18 protein-coding genes are annotated in these 12,033 nt (G+C 65.9%); 12 read left to right on the top strand and 6 right to left on the bottom strand.

What is annotated here, in order from left to right; translation table 11 throughout:
- Nucleotides 1-60: 60 nt before the first annotated feature.
- Both ACGFK0_RS27780 and ACGFK0_RS27775 read right to left on the bottom strand, forming a co-directional pair.
- Complete coding sequence (locus ACGFK0_RS27780; RefSeq protein ID WP_392909909.1) at nucleotides 61-534, bottom strand: nuclear transport factor 2 family protein; 474 nt, start codon at nucleotides 532-534, stop codon at nucleotides 61-63.
- Between the two features lie 50 nt (nucleotides 535-584).
- The gene (locus ACGFK0_RS27775; RefSeq protein WP_392909907.1) at nucleotides 585-1,358 is read right to left on the bottom strand and encodes an SDR family oxidoreductase; all 774 of its coding nucleotides are present in this window, start codon (nucleotides 1,356-1,358) and stop codon (nucleotides 585-587) included.
- Between the two features lie 80 nt (nucleotides 1,359-1,438).
- Between ACGFK0_RS27775 and ACGFK0_RS27770 the strand changes: the two genes are divergently transcribed.
- Nucleotides 1,439-2,041, top strand: a complete 603-nt coding sequence (locus tag ACGFK0_RS27770; RefSeq protein ID WP_392909905.1) for a TetR/AcrR family transcriptional regulator — start codon at nucleotides 1,439-1,441, stop codon at nucleotides 2,039-2,041.
- Nucleotides 2,042-2,044: 3 nt separating this feature from the next.
- On the opposite strand, the gene ACGFK0_RS27765 is transcribed toward ACGFK0_RS27770, so the two are convergent.
- On the bottom strand, nucleotides 2,045-2,611 hold the full coding sequence (locus ACGFK0_RS27765; RefSeq protein ID WP_392909903.1) for a hypothetical protein: 567 nt from the start codon (nucleotides 2,609-2,611) through the stop codon (nucleotides 2,045-2,047).
- A 437-nt stretch (nucleotides 2,612-3,048) separates the two neighbouring features.
- On the opposite strand from ACGFK0_RS27765, the gene ACGFK0_RS27760 reads away from it, so the two are divergent.
- Nucleotides 3,049-4,539, top strand: a complete 1,491-nt coding sequence (locus ACGFK0_RS27760; RefSeq protein ID WP_392909901.1) for an HNH endonuclease — start codon at nucleotides 3,049-3,051, stop codon at nucleotides 4,537-4,539.
- Between the two features lie 250 nt (nucleotides 4,540-4,789).
- Here ACGFK0_RS27760 and ACGFK0_RS27755 read toward each other — a convergent pair whose 3' ends face one another.
- Nucleotides 4,790-5,548 carry an ATP-binding protein gene (locus ACGFK0_RS27755; protein WP_392909899.1) on the bottom strand — a complete coding sequence of 253 codons (759 nt, stop codon included), beginning with the start codon at nucleotides 5,546-5,548 and terminating at the stop codon, nucleotides 4,790-4,792.
- A gap of 146 nt (nucleotides 5,549-5,694) precedes the next feature.
- On the opposite strand from ACGFK0_RS27755, the gene ACGFK0_RS27750 reads away from it, so the two are divergent.
- The 5 genes from ACGFK0_RS27750 to ACGFK0_RS27730 all read left to right on the top strand — a co-directional run bounded on the left by ACGFK0_RS27750 (nucleotide 5,695) and on the right by ACGFK0_RS27730 (nucleotide 7,988).
- Nucleotides 5,695-6,504, top strand: a complete 810-nt coding sequence (locus ACGFK0_RS27750) for a helix-turn-helix transcriptional regulator (protein ID WP_392909897.1) — start codon at nucleotides 5,695-5,697, stop codon at nucleotides 6,502-6,504.
- Nucleotides 6,501-6,686: a DUF397 domain-containing protein gene (locus tag ACGFK0_RS27745; RefSeq protein ID WP_392909895.1), complete on the top strand. Its 186-nt coding sequence runs from the start codon at nucleotides 6,501-6,503 to the stop codon at nucleotides 6,684-6,686. The genes ACGFK0_RS27750 and ACGFK0_RS27745 overlap by 4 nt, the downstream gene beginning before the upstream one ends.
- A 17-nt stretch (nucleotides 6,687-6,703) precedes the next feature.
- Complete coding sequence (locus tag ACGFK0_RS27740; protein WP_392909893.1) at nucleotides 6,704-6,826, top strand: DUF397 domain-containing protein; 123 nt, start codon at nucleotides 6,704-6,706, stop codon at nucleotides 6,824-6,826.
- Nucleotides 6,827-7,047: 221 nt separating this feature from the next.
- Nucleotides 7,048-7,314, top strand: a complete 267-nt coding sequence (locus ACGFK0_RS27735; protein WP_392910221.1) for a DUF1801 domain-containing protein — start codon at nucleotides 7,048-7,050, stop codon at nucleotides 7,312-7,314.
- A gap of 227 nt (nucleotides 7,315-7,541) precedes the next feature.
- The gene (locus tag ACGFK0_RS27730) at nucleotides 7,542-7,988 is read left to right on the top strand and encodes a DUF6196 family protein (protein ID WP_392909891.1); all 447 of its coding nucleotides are present in this window, start codon (nucleotides 7,542-7,544) and stop codon (nucleotides 7,986-7,988) included.
- Between the two features lie 62 nt (nucleotides 7,989-8,050).
- Here ACGFK0_RS27730 and ACGFK0_RS27725 read toward each other — a convergent pair whose 3' ends face one another.
- A complete protein-coding gene (locus ACGFK0_RS27725) occupies nucleotides 8,051-8,545 on the bottom strand; it encodes an SgcJ/EcaC family oxidoreductase (RefSeq protein ID WP_392909889.1) in 495 nt (164 codons plus the stop codon).
- Nucleotides 8,546-8,605: 60 nt separating this feature from the next.
- Here ACGFK0_RS27725 and ACGFK0_RS27720 point away from each other — a divergent pair, with 60 nt between their 5' ends.
- From ACGFK0_RS27720 to ACGFK0_RS27705, 4 genes are all read left to right on the top strand, one after another.
- Nucleotides 8,606-9,094, top strand: coding sequence for a MarR family winged helix-turn-helix transcriptional regulator (locus ACGFK0_RS27720; RefSeq protein WP_392909887.1), 489 nt, complete (start codon nucleotides 8,606-8,608; stop codon nucleotides 9,092-9,094).
- A gap of 443 nt (nucleotides 9,095-9,537) precedes the next feature.
- On the top strand, nucleotides 9,538-9,882 hold the full coding sequence (locus tag ACGFK0_RS27715; RefSeq protein WP_392909885.1) for an ArsR/SmtB family transcription factor: 345 nt from the start codon (nucleotides 9,538-9,540) through the stop codon (nucleotides 9,880-9,882).
- Complete coding sequence (locus tag ACGFK0_RS27710; RefSeq protein WP_392909883.1) at nucleotides 9,879-10,322, top strand: SRPBCC domain-containing protein; 444 nt, start codon at nucleotides 9,879-9,881, stop codon at nucleotides 10,320-10,322. The genes ACGFK0_RS27715 and ACGFK0_RS27710 overlap by 4 nt, the downstream gene beginning before the upstream one ends.
- A complete protein-coding gene (locus tag ACGFK0_RS27705; protein WP_392909881.1) occupies nucleotides 10,319-10,747 on the top strand; it encodes a YybH family protein in 429 nt (142 codons plus the stop codon). Before ACGFK0_RS27710 ends, ACGFK0_RS27705 begins: the two co-directional genes overlap by 4 nt.
- 96 nt (nucleotides 10,748-10,843) lie before the next feature.
- Here the strand turns inward: ACGFK0_RS27705 and ACGFK0_RS27700 are convergent, their stop codons facing one another.
- Nucleotides 10,844-11,416, bottom strand: coding sequence for a TetR/AcrR family transcriptional regulator (locus ACGFK0_RS27700; protein WP_392909879.1), 573 nt, complete (start codon nucleotides 11,414-11,416; stop codon nucleotides 10,844-10,846).
- 95 nt (nucleotides 11,417-11,511) lie between these two features.
- On the opposite strand from ACGFK0_RS27700, the gene ACGFK0_RS27695 reads away from it, so the two are divergent.
- Nucleotides 11,512-11,979, top strand: coding sequence for a nuclear transport factor 2 family protein (locus tag ACGFK0_RS27695; protein ID WP_392909877.1), 468 nt, complete (start codon nucleotides 11,512-11,514; stop codon nucleotides 11,977-11,979).
- Nucleotides 11,980-12,033: the final 54 nt, after the last annotated feature.

Raw genomic sequence — 12,033 nt, 5'->3', positions numbered from 1 at the left:
GGGACCCATCGTCGGACGGACGGTAGAACTCGTTCTAAGAAACGTCAACGCCGGTCCCGGTCATCGGGAGTCGGGGACCCCGGCGGTGAACCTGAGACTGGGCATGTCGTCCAGCGACACCATGTACTCGTAGGTGCGCACGTGCCCGGTGCGTTCGACGCGCCACTGCCCATCCGCGCCCCGCCGGTAGGCGTCGTGGTAGAACGCGGCACCCCGGATGAGCAGGCGAGGCTCCACGAGGATGATCGTGTCGTCCAGTGACCACGTGCCGGTCGCGCGGTCGCCGTCCACGACGATCTCGGGGGCGCCCGCCGTGTGCGTGGAGATCTTGTCGGGGCCGAGGTTGCCGCGCATGTAGTCGACGATCGCGTCCCGTCCCTCCAGCTTGAGGGTCTTGCCGAGCACCGGGGTGTCGTACTCGGCGACGGCGTCCTCGGTGAACACGCCGGCGAACTCGTCCCAGAGCTTCAGGTCGACGGAGCGCAGGTAGCGGTACTTCAACTGCCGGATCTCTTCCAGAGTGACCAGGTCCATGCGACACAGCCTGCTCGCCTCCGACCCAGAAGACAAGAACAGGTTCTACATCACAACCCGGCGCCCCCGGTCGCGTCGATCACCCTCCCGGTAACCCACCGCGCATCCTCGGAGGCGAGGAACGCCACGACCCCGGCAATGTCCTCGGGCTGCCCGATCCGCCCCAGCGCGGCCAGCGACGCGGCATAGGCCTCCGCCTCCGCGTTTCCCCGCAACCATCCCGCGTTGGTGTCGGTGTCGACGATCCCGGGCGCAACCGAGTTGACCGTGATCCCCCGCGGCCCGAGCTCCTTGGCGAGGTTGAGCGTGAAGTTGTCCAGAGCACCCTTGGTGGCCCCATAGGCGATGATGTCCGGCGTCGCCAGCCGGGCCACGCCACTGGAGATGTTGATGATCCGTCCCCCGTCCCGGAGCCGCTTCACCCCTTCCTGGACGATGAAGAACGGCGCCCGGACGTTCACCGCGAAGAGCTCGTCGAACTCGTCCTCCGTGAGTGAGCCCAGCTCAGAGCTACGACCGATCGCCGCGTTGTTGACGATGACGTCGACCCCTCCGCGCCCCGAATGCCGTTCGACCTCCGCGTCGAAGGCCGCCCACAGCGCGGCCGCGTCCCCGTGCCTCCCCAGCTCCGCCTGAACGGGAAAGGCCCGACCGCCGTCCTTGCGAATCCGCTCGACGACCTCGTCAGCGGCGCTCTTCTGCCGAGCGAACCCGACAGCCACCACGGCCCCGTCCCGCCCGAGCCGCTCGGCGATCCCCCGCCCGATCCCCCTGCTACCACCGGTGACCAGCGCAACCTTGCCGTCCAACGAACGCGCGCTCATGATGCTCTCCCCACTTCTTGAACGATGACTCAACAAAGACGGTAGCACGACTTCTTGAACGAACGCTCTACAATGGGGTCATGGCACGAGGACGTCCACGTACCTTCGACCGCGACACGGCCCTGGCCCAGGCCACCCGGCTGTTCTGGGAGCGCGGCTACGAAGCCACGTCCGTCGGCGAACTCACCGAGGCGATGAGCATCAGGCCCGGCAGCCTCTACGCGGCCTTCGGTGACAAGAAGTCCCTGTTCAAGGAGGTCGTGGAGGCCTACGGACGCTCCCCGGAAGGTGCGTTCATCGGCAAGGCCCTGGACGAAGAGCCCACCGCCCACGCCGCCTTCACCCGCATCCTCCACGAAGCCGCGGCGACCTACCCGGACCCGTCCCACCCGGCCGGCTGCCTCACCATCAGCGCCGCCACGAACGTCACACCACAGGACGCCGAAGTAGCGGCCTACCTACGCGACCTGCGCAACACCAACCTCGGCAGGCTCAAGTCCCGCCTCGAGATCGCCCAACAACAAGGCGAACTAGCACCCGGCGCCGACCCCGACGCCCTGGCGCACTACTTCGCCGCAGTAATCCAGGGCATGTCCCAGCAGGCCCGAGACAGCGCCACAGAACCCGACCTACACAAGATCGCCGCCCTGGCCCTGGAAGCATGGCCCCTGCCGGCCGCATAGACGTCAATCAAGAGCGTCAAGCCGCGCGGCAACCCGCTTCGCCAGGCACACGACCTCCGCCTTTTCGCCTTCACCAGGCTCATCATGGGTACGGGCCGACACGTCCACGACCACGTTGGAGATCCGGAACTTGGCGTGGATATCGAAAACCTCAACGCGGGCCACAACGATGACGTACGTCGCCACGTCCGTCGTCCGGTAGCCCTCTTCACCAATACGGACGGACGTGATCGGAGAGCCACGCCGAACACGGTTGCCGTGCCACTTCTCCAACGATTCCGCCGCACGCTCCGGCCCGGTCTGACGCGTGGTCGCCTGCTTGGTCGCGGCGTAGATTCGCACCGTCCGGAAAGGCCGGTCCACTCCCGCCGGGACGCTGCTCCACTTGCACACTGACGAGGTGGCATCGTCGGCGAGCCCGAGGAACCCTTTGGGACTGGAGTCTCCCGGCTCCCGCGCCCCATTGGACACCAGCGGCGCAAGCGTCGCCCCATCGGGCATGATCTCGCAGGCGTCGACGTCCTCGAACCGCCCGTCCGAGTTGAAGAACCCCAGCCGCCACCCGACCACGGCCCCGCACCCACCCAAGACAGCAAGGCAGGCTGGCAAAGCGGCAAGAACGAACAGACGGGGGCGTCGTCCCGAACCCGGACCAACCACAGACCCACCCTGACACAGGGTGGCCACAGGGCTACGTCCGTCGGCGAATCTCACCGCGGCGAGGAACCTGGATCCCGCAGCGGCTACGCCCCTTCACCACAAGAGGCCCCTCCCGTAACCTGACCATCGTCGGCGGGTGGGGAAGCCCAGCCGACACGAACGCCCCTCGCCCTCCCCGGAGTGCGGGGGGCGTTCTCGCCGTACTCCGTGGCAGCGCCCGCCCGCCCCAACAACGGCCATACGTTCACGCCGCCGGGCAAACCGAGCGTGGAGGACGTACTGACTCGAGAGGAAACGAATCCTACGCATGTGTCCACAATGTCAGCACATGCAGGCACAATACGGCCATGACCGCATCCACGATGCTCGCAGTTGGGCAGGTCGTCCGCTACCCCGAGCCACCTGTTCCAGGACCCGAATACCTCGATGGGTGTCGGAACTTCTTTAATCTGACGGCTATGCCGGGAGCCCCACGACTCATCATGAACCGGGGCATCGACCATCCTGCCTGGGTTGTCACGCCCGACGGCAAGCGACGCCCGTTAATCCTTCTCCGCTCTAACCCTCTCCAAGCCGGCTCCACAAAGACGCCATGGCATGACGTTATCGACCTGGAAGCTGGCCAAGTCCTCTACTACGGCGACCACCGTGCCAGCACAACAGTTCCGCTGGGAAGAACGCGTGGCAATGAAGCACTCTTGCTGACAGCCGAGGCACATCGCTCCGCCAGTTCGGACGGTCGCGCAGCAGCGACTCCTCTCCTGATATTCAGGTCGGTTGAACGGAATCGTCAGTCCAAGGGATATCTTGAGTTCTGCGGCCTCGGAACAATAGACCAGATTTCTGCCATCGAGCAGGAAGATCCAGAGACAGGCAAATCGTTTCCCAATTACGCATTTGACATCTCACTACTCGACCTATCACCTGAAGGCGATCGACTCGACTGGCGCTGGATCAACGCACGGCGCACACCAGCTCTCACCACGGAAGAGGCGAATCTACTAGCGCCGTCCAGCTGGAAAGCATGGGTTGACAAGGGGGACGGTGCGCTAGTGGTTGAGGAAGGAGCGCAGAATCATGGTCATCGACTTGGGAGCGGCAACGCATTGAGGTCCCCGGACTGGACATGGGACGAACTCGTCCTGGCCTGCGCTCTCGTATACCAGAATGACTGGAAGGAGATAAAGAGGCACGATAGGCGCGCTCTGGAACTGTCAGACCTACTGCAGATACTTCCCGTCCATCCACTGGCCGCACGAGCCGACGACTTTAGAAGCCCTAGCAGCGTCCAACACAAGACAGCAGATATCGCGACTGTCCATCCGAGTTATGCCGGGAAAACCACCAAGGGCGGCAGGCTAACAAAAGAGGCGGTCGATGCGTTCCTCGCTCGACCACAGGAGATGTTGGAAGCGGCGCAGAGGATTAGAGAAGTGCTCGCCACGGGCGATCCAAACCTTCTGGAGGCCATCTCTACTCCTCCCCTAGATGAACCCGAGTCTGGTGCCGACGAGGGCCGCGTCCTCGAACGTCTTCATCGCTACAGAGAGCGTAACTCCAAACTAAGGAAGCGCAAAATAGAGGCCACGATAAAGGCTGGCAAAGCACTTGCGTGCGATGTCTGTGGCTTCGACTTCGCCAAAGAATTCGGCGTTCACGGCAACGGCTATATTGAAGTGCATCATGTTATACCGCTACATGAGATCGGACCATCAAGAACTCAACTTAAAGATCTGGCTTTGCTCTGTGCGAACTGCCACAGAATGAGCCATCGCAGGCTTGATAAGACATCAACCTGGCCTTCCCCCCAAGAGCTTCGAAAGATCATCGGTCGCTAAACCCGACGTTGCTGCAACCAACTTTGGCCGCCGACATGGGTGGGGCGGTAGGGCGTACGTCAGGCCACACCCGGGCGAGGGAAGGAAATCCCGCCAGCTTGGCCCCGTACCTCAGGTGCCTCATGACGTGTGAGGCATAAGTTGCATGCTTAGCGAACAGGCCGATTGCTCGGTGCTTCTGGCCGCTGGGCCCCTGGGCCGCCCAGCAGAGGCTCCCGTTCCGTTCAGGGATGATCTCCACGACGAGACGCTACCGACTACCTCGCCGGCTCTCTTCATCGAGTTGGTGGATGAGGGTTTCGGTTGTGTCGTGTAGGTCGATCATGGGGCGCCGGTGGCGGGTACCGGTGGGGGTGGTGTAGCTGAGGTGGCCTGACTCGATCCAGATGTTCCTCTCCTCGTTGCCGCCCAGGGGGATGGTGACGAGGGAGACGCCTTTGCCGTGGCGGTGGGTGACGTTTGTGACTCCGCGTGCGGTGAGCATTGTGACCAGGTGGCGGGCCGCGAGCATGGGTGGGGCGGTCGTGCGGGCGTTGGGCCATGGGCCGGGGAGGGCGAAGGCGCTCCAGACTGCTTTGCCTGGCACGCCTTGGGTGCATATCGAGCGTGTTGGGTGAGCGCCCCAGGCTTCGGCGAGCATGGCGACGATTCCGATGCCCCTGCCGTGGTCGTCCAGTAGGCCCCGAGGTGTGGTGTCCGGCCAGGACGAGCGGCAGGCGTCGAAGACCGTCAGCACCAGTTGCGGCGTTGGGGTGGCTCGGGCCCACAGCCATAGTTCGGGCGGGGCGGTCGGGGTTTCGGGGCCGGCGTTGAGGCCGTGGTGGAGGGCGTTGGTGGCCAGTTCGCTGACGGCCAGGGTCGCGTCGTCGACCTTGTCGCGGTCCAGGCCGAGGGTCGTCATGGCGAGGCCGAGGAGGGAGCGGGCGACCGAGGCGCAGCTCGCGTCGGTGGGGAGGCGCCACGCGCACATCCCACCCAGCGCTATATCGGCGGCGTGACCGATTGCCATATGTCCGGACTGCACTATCTGCGCCATTTTGAGACCCTCCTTGTAGGTCACAGGTTTCTTTCTTCGGGTCACAGACTGCGTCCCTTGACCTAGGCTTTTCTTGTTCCCGAGAACTTCTGGAACTTGGCCGCGAGAGAGGGTAGGTCGTGAACATCAACGAGTCACCGGACCCGCGATCATCGATGTGGGCGTGGATCGCCTACTCGCTGAGGTTCCATCGCATGCAGCGCGGGCTCACGGGCGACTCCGTGGGGAAGCTGCTCAACTGTGCTCGTTCCTCAATTTCCAGACTGGAGAACGGCGAAGCCAAGCTGGACGAGAAGCAGGCCACCGTCCTGGACGATGCCTGGCACACCGGTGGTCACTTCTCGATCATGGTCTGGTACGCCCGCCAAGGTCACGACCCGACCTGGTTCAAGAGCTTCACGGACTTCGAAGCACGGGCGTCCATCATGAGGCAGTACAGCGGTCAACTCATTCCCGCGCTCCTCCAGACACCCGCATATGCCCATGCGCTTCTGCTCGCGGGCAGGGAGCCGGAGGCCAAAAAGGCGGTCGATGCCCGTATCAGTCGACAGGTGATTCTCGAGAATGACAATCCACCGGAGCTGTGGGTACTGCTCGCCGAAACTGCCCTGGAGGTGCAGGTGGGAGGAAAAGAGGTCATGCGAGAGCAACTCGCTAAGCTTCTCGAGCTTTCCGAACGACCCTACGTCACCCTACGGATCGTTCCTAATTCGGCGGGTGCGAACCCGGGACTGGACGGCGCATTTAAAATCATCAAGGTCAAGGAAGGCGAAGTCGCGTTCGTTGAGGCACCGAACGGGGGGAGACTGGTGGCAGACGTCGCTGAGGTGGAGAGCTTCAAACTCCGATTCGACCGGATCGGCGCGGTCGCCCTCCCCGTAGACTCGTCCCGGAACCTCATCAAGCAGCACATGGAGGCCTTGGCGTGACTACCTCGATCTGGCGAAAGAGCAGCTACTCCACTGAAGGAACCAGTGCTCAGTGCGTGGAGGTCGCTCAACTCGTTGACAACATCGGCGTGCGCGACAGCAAACGTCCAGGTGCCGGGCACCTTTCTCTCACGACCGAGCAGTTCGCGACCCTCGTCCAGCGCATCAAAGACGCCACGTAATGAATCCGCGTTGACGCATGAGCAGTCGCTTAACTCAGGGGACGGCAGGCGAGTGCGCGGAGGTGGCGCGACTCGTTCGAGGCATCGGAGTCCGTGACAGCAAGCGCCAAGGGCACGGGTACCTCACCCTCACTCCTTAGCCTTCGCGACTCTCATGCAGTACCTCGAGGCACGGAACTGAGAAGCAGGGCAGGGTGGCGATGACGTCGACTACCGGCAACAGCCGCCCGCACTGCTACCCGCTGGCCAGGCTGCGGGCGCTGGCACGCCGGGAGCGGGTCGGCTACGGCGATGCCCAGCCGGGGCCTTCCGCTGGTGAACACCCGTCCGGAGTCGGCGCGGAGGCCCGTCTCCAGGGCCGCTGTGCCCGGGCATCACCGAGCAGATCAAGTGGAACGCGCCGTCCTTCAGTTTCGACGGCGGTTACCTCGTGACCTTCAACCTCCGCGCCACCGACCGCGTTCACCTCGTTTTCCACGACCCCGAGGTCGTCAACATCAGCAGTGCACTTCTGGAGGGCAGCATGCCCGGCAGGCGCATGACCTACTTCGCCGACATGAGTGAAGTCACGGCCGGCCGGGCGGCGCTGGAGGACGTCCTCCGCCAGCTGGTGAGCCTCCGCACCTGAAGCCCGCTGCTTCCTCGGGCTGTCCTGTGTCCCGTCGGCCCGGGGAAGCAGGGGCTGGCTCCGTCAGGCTCCGACTCGTTGCTGAAGGTCGCAGCTGCTGGTGGAGGAGGACGAGGTGAGCACCTGGCGTCAGCTCCAACGAACCCGGCCGAGACGAAATGAACGAGCCGTACGCGGAGTTGGGGTTGATCACCGGGCAGGCAGGCCGGATTACGGAGGGGGCACCCATGGTCAGTGTCAGTGTGGAAACCGAGGAGCAGACGGAGGCCCGTCTGCGCGGTGTGATCGCTCAAGCCGAGGTCATCGTGCACGACGGCGTCTGGTGCTTTGAAGAGTTTCCCGTCGACCAGGCCCCCGAGCTCACAGCGGACACCCTGGCGATGATCCGCGACCAGGAGAGCTGGAGCCGCCTGGTCCCCTTCGTTCAAGGGCACAGCGGCACCGAGCGGTTCGGGATCTTCTCGTTCCACTTCCCCGACGTCCAGGACAACAGTGGTTTCGTCGGCTGGCTGGCCACTCACCTCAAGGCCGAGCTGGGGACCGGCGTGTTCGTCATCTGCGGCAGCAACCAGGCCCGGGGCGGCATCTATGACTACTGGGGCTGCCCCATCGAGATGCTGGAGGACGCGGTCGCAGTGGTCGAGGCGCTACGCACCAGCCACCCCGGCGAGTGATCCCCCGCCGTCAATGCCCTGGTCCACCGGCCGGCAACCCTTCCGGAGGGTGTGCGCGTTGGTCACGCGGTTGCCGGTCGGCCGCGGCCGAGGCGGCGGGCGGCGCGGCCCATGAGCTGGGACATCTTGGACGGGAACGCGTCGGGCTCGGGGACGGTGATGGGGCGCACCCGGCCGTTGTGAATGGCGGTGATGCGCCAACCCTCGTCGGTGTTCACGACCACGATGGTCTGGCGTGACAGGCGCCGCTTGGGGAGCTTGGACCTCCAGGGCATCAGCACTGAGGCAGTGCCGTACAGGACTGCGACGTCCGGGGTGATGTAGCGGATGGACTCCAGGTCGCCGACCAGGGCCGAGCCGGAGAGCACGCCGCGGAAGAGCTTGTCGTGGTTCTCCTGGTGCTGCTCGCGGCCGGTCGCGCGGGTGCCGTCGTAGGAGACGTAGTCGGAGTCGTCGGTGAAGCAGGCGCCGAAAGCGTGGGCGTCGCCTGCGGTCCAGGCCTGCATGAACCGCTCGAACAGGTCCTTGATCTGAGCGTCGGTGTGCTGGGTGCTCATGGCGTCCTCCACGGTGCTATTGTTTCGATCAACGAAACTTACGATACCAGGAAGATTCGAATGTCGAAAGATGGATCGGCGGAGCAGATCGCGATGCAGTTCCGACTGCTCCAGCAGAGCTTTGACGCCTTCGACGAGGCCGTCGCGGCCCGCCTCAAGCTCAACCGCACCGACCTGCGCTGCCTGGACGTCGTCCTGGGCGGCGGGCCGCTGTCGGCGGGACAGATCGCCACAGCGCTCAAGCTCAGCCCGGCGGCCACCACCACCGTCATCGACCGCCTCGAACGCGCCGGCTACGTCCTGCGCTCCCGGGACGCCGCCAACCGGCGGCGCGTACTGGTGGAGGCCACCGGCGCCGCACGGAAAGTGGAAGAGGAGATCTACCTGCCCGTCGGACATGCGGGCGCGCAGGCGCTACGGCGCTACGACCAGGACCAACTCGCCACCATCCTCGACTTCCTCCAAACCGCCCGGGAGGTCCAGGAGGACCAGACCACACGCATCAGCACGTCCCCCGACACGGCGGCGCCTCCGGCCGGCCGGGACTGAACGGACGGACCCTTCTCCCCCGCCTGCCGCCCCTCAGGCATGAGCGAGGCGCCATCGCGTGGCGGCGTTGGACGAGGCGAAGGCGCCCCCGAGGACAGCGGGGCATTGCGGTGAGTCACGGGTGGTTCCTAGCTCCAGGGGTCGAGGGCGTGCTTGCCGTGGGTCTGGCCGGCTTCGAGTTGCCGCAGCACATTGGGCCCTTCGGCCAGGGGATGAACCTGGGGGGGTGCCGGGCGGGTAGACGCCGTGGGCGATGAGTGCCTCGATCTCGGTGAGCAGGCCGGCCTCCATAGGACCGTCCGCAACGTCACGGACACTCGTCGGCCGTGAGGCACCCGTCCGTTCGGTCAAGGTCGGTCCCGCCGGTCGGCGCCCGCCACCGGCTGGATCAGAAACTTAAGTCTCCACTTGACTTTGCGAGTCCGCCAACTAAAGTTAAGTGCATGCTTAAGTATGAGGCGGAGGCCGCGGACCGGGCGTTTCACGCGCTCGCGGACGCGAACCGGCGGGCGGTGATCGAGCGCCTGACCGGCGGCCCGGCCACCGTGAGTGAGCTGGCCGCCCACCTCGGGGTGACCGTCGCCGCGACCGTCCAGCACCTCCGGGTGCTGCAGGACGCCGAGCTGGTGCGGTCGGAGAAGGTCGGGCGGGTACGCACCTGCCAGATCGATCCGGCCGGCCTACGCAACGCCGAGACGTGGTTGCAGCGCCAGCGCACGGCGTGGGAGCACCGCCTGGACCGCCTCGAAGCGGTCCTCGACGACCAAGCGAAGGAGCAAGGATCATGACCGACCACTCGGTGAAACACAGCACGTTCACGCTGGAGCGGACCTACGCGGCCTCGCCCGCCGCGGTCTTCGCGGCCTGGTCCGACCGCGACACGAAGGCGAAGTGGTTCGCGGCCGAGGACGGCCGCTACTCGCTGGACTTCCGGGTCGGCGGCACCGAGGCCGTGCACGGCGGCGACGGGGTCGACCTCGTCGCGAGGAGCGAGTACCACGACATCGTCGCCGACGAGCGCATCGTCTACACCACGGCCCTGTTCACCGACGGGGTCCTGTCGACCGTGTCGCTGACCACCGTGCAGTTCGCCCGCGACGGCGACGGGACCCGCCTGGTGCTCACCGAACAGGGCACCTTCCTGGACGACCGGGAACAGCCCGAGTGGCGCGAGCAGGGCACCGGCGACTGGCTGGACGCCCTCCGCCGCCAGGTGGCCCAGCGATGACGGCGGACGGCGAGCGGCAGATCCGCGAGCTGCTGGAGGCCCGCACCCGGGCGTTCGGCCGCCGGGACGCCGCCACCGCGGCCGCCGGCTACGACGACGACCTCGTGCTGTACGACGCGGTCGGCCCGTTCGTCCGCCGCGGTGAGGACCCGGCCGCCCGGTTGGAAGGGTGGATCGCGTCGTACCGGACCGGGATCGGGCACGAGATCCGCGACCTGGAGATCACCGCCGGAGCCGATATCGCGTTCTGCCACTTCCTCGTCCGGATCAGCGGCACGATGCGGGACGGCACCGAGGTCGGCATGTGGGTGCGGGCGACGAGTTGCCTCCGCCGGCAGGACGGCGCCTGGACGATCGTTCACGAGCACGCGTCGGTGCCCTTCGACGCCGACACCGGCCACGCCGTACTGCGCGGTGAGCTCTAACAACCCTCCAGCACAGGGTCGAGGAAATCCTGGCCGAACCGGTCGTCTCTGGGGCCGAGACCGGCCTGCAGGTCACCGTCCACCACAGGGACGAAATCACTGAGGCGTGGCGGGCAGGAGTGCTTCGGCGCCCAGGCGGGCATGGCGGGCCGCCGCGGTGCCGCCATGGATTCCCGCCACCACGATGGCCCCCTCGGCCAGCAGGTAGACGGGTTCGGTGACACGGGCGTCGACGGGGGCGACGAGTTCGGCGACCTGGTCATGGAACGCCTGCTTGTGCGAGCGCACTTCGGCCGCGACCGCAGAGGACGACGACCCGAGTTCACCGTGGGCGTTGGCCCACGCACAGCCGCGGAATCCAGGTTCGGCGAACCAGTCACCGAGCCAGTCGAACATCGCGAGGACGCGTTCCCGGGGGTCGGGCACCTGGTCCAGGTAGGCCGCCAGGCTTCCTCGCCATCGGCGGTCGCGGCGTTCCAGCATCGCGACGACGAGGGCCTCCTTCGTCGGGAAGATCCGGTAGATGCGCTTGAGGGGCAGACCGGACACGGTCCGCAGCTCGTCCATGCCGACCGCCTGGATTCCCCGCCGGTAGAAGAGTTTCTCCGCGACGTCCAGCAGCGCGTCCCGGTCCAGGGCGGTCTGCTCCTCGGTGATCGCCGCCGGCATGGCGCCTCCTCCGCTTGACCTTGAGAACGACCGTTCCCTATCTTAGGACGAGCCCGGTCGAGAACGGGCGTTCTCAACATAAGGAGAGTGCAGACATGTCCGGAGCAGAAGATCGTCCGCCCTACCCGCCGTTCACCGAGGAGACCGCCCTGCAGAAGGTCCAGGCGGCCGAGGACGCGTGGAACACCCGCGACCCGCGGCGGGTGGCGCTGGCTTACACCCCCGACTCGGTCTGGCGGAACCGGGACGTGTTCGTCACCGGCCGCGAGGAGATCATCGGCTTCCTGGAGTCGAAGTGGGAACGCGAACTCGACTACGCGCTGCGCAAGAGCCTGTGGGGATTTCGCGGGAACCGGATCGCCGTCCGCTTCCAGTACGAATGGCACGACCACGACGGTCAGTGGTGGCGCAGCTACGGCAACGAACTGTGGGAGTTCGACGAGCGCGGGCTGATGCGGCGCCGCGAAGCGAGCATCAACGATCTGCCGATCGACGAAGCCGACCGGCGTATCCATGGCACGCGTCCGGAAAGCGAGCACGGGAAGGTCATCCCGCTTCAGTAGGAGCCTGCGGCTCCGCCGTCCCCGCACGCCCGCCCTCGCCGTCGGCTGCGGGGG

It is taken from the genome of Spirillospora sp. NPDC048823, assembly GCF_043198445.1.
Lineage (GTDB): Bacteria > Actinomycetota > Actinomycetes > Streptosporangiales > Streptosporangiaceae > Spirillospora.
This window is presented reverse-complemented; position numbering and strand designations above follow the sequence as displayed.

Coding starts and splice junctions, on each gene's coding strand:
- ACGFK0_RS27705 (WP_392909881.1), top strand. CDS start 10,319: ATGACGGCGGACGGCGAGCGGCAGATCCGCGAGCTGCTGGAGGCCCGC.
- ACGFK0_RS27715 (WP_392909885.1), top strand. CDS start 9,538: ATGCTTAAGTATGAGGCGGAGGCCGCGGACCGGGCGTTTCACGCGCTC.
- ACGFK0_RS27695 (WP_392909877.1), top strand. CDS start 11,512: ATGTCCGGAGCAGAAGATCGTCCGCCCTACCCGCCGTTCACCGAGGAG.
- ACGFK0_RS27760 (WP_392909901.1), top strand. CDS start 3,049: ATGACCGCATCCACGATGCTCGCAGTTGGGCAGGTCGTCCGCTACCCC.
- ACGFK0_RS27775 (WP_392909907.1), bottom strand. CDS start 1,358: ATGAGCGCGCGTTCGTTGGACGGCAAGGTTGCGCTGGTCACCGGTGGT.
- ACGFK0_RS27700 (WP_392909879.1), bottom strand. CDS start 11,416: ATGCCGGCGGCGATCACCGAGGAGCAGACCGCCCTGGACCGGGACGCG.
- ACGFK0_RS27740 (WP_392909893.1), top strand. CDS start 6,704: ATGAGCAGTCGCTTAACTCAGGGGACGGCAGGCGAGTGCGCGGAGGTG.
- ACGFK0_RS27780 (WP_392909909.1), bottom strand. CDS start 534: ATGGACCTGGTCACTCTGGAAGAGATCCGGCAGTTGAAGTACCGCTAC.
- ACGFK0_RS27720 (WP_392909887.1), top strand. CDS start 8,606: ATGTCGAAAGATGGATCGGCGGAGCAGATCGCGATGCAGTTCCGACTG.
- ACGFK0_RS27755 (WP_392909899.1), bottom strand. CDS start 5,548: ATGGCAATCGGTCACGCCGCCGATATAGCGCTGGGTGGGATGTGCGCG.
- ACGFK0_RS27710 (WP_392909883.1), top strand. CDS start 9,879: ATGACCGACCACTCGGTGAAACACAGCACGTTCACGCTGGAGCGGACC.
- ACGFK0_RS27725 (WP_392909889.1), bottom strand. CDS start 8,545: ATGAGCACCCAGCACACCGACGCTCAGATCAAGGACCTGTTCGAGCGG.
- ACGFK0_RS27730 (WP_392909891.1), top strand. CDS start 7,542: ATGGTCAGTGTCAGTGTGGAAACCGAGGAGCAGACGGAGGCCCGTCTG.
- ACGFK0_RS27770 (WP_392909905.1), top strand. CDS start 1,439: ATGGCACGAGGACGTCCACGTACCTTCGACCGCGACACGGCCCTGGCC.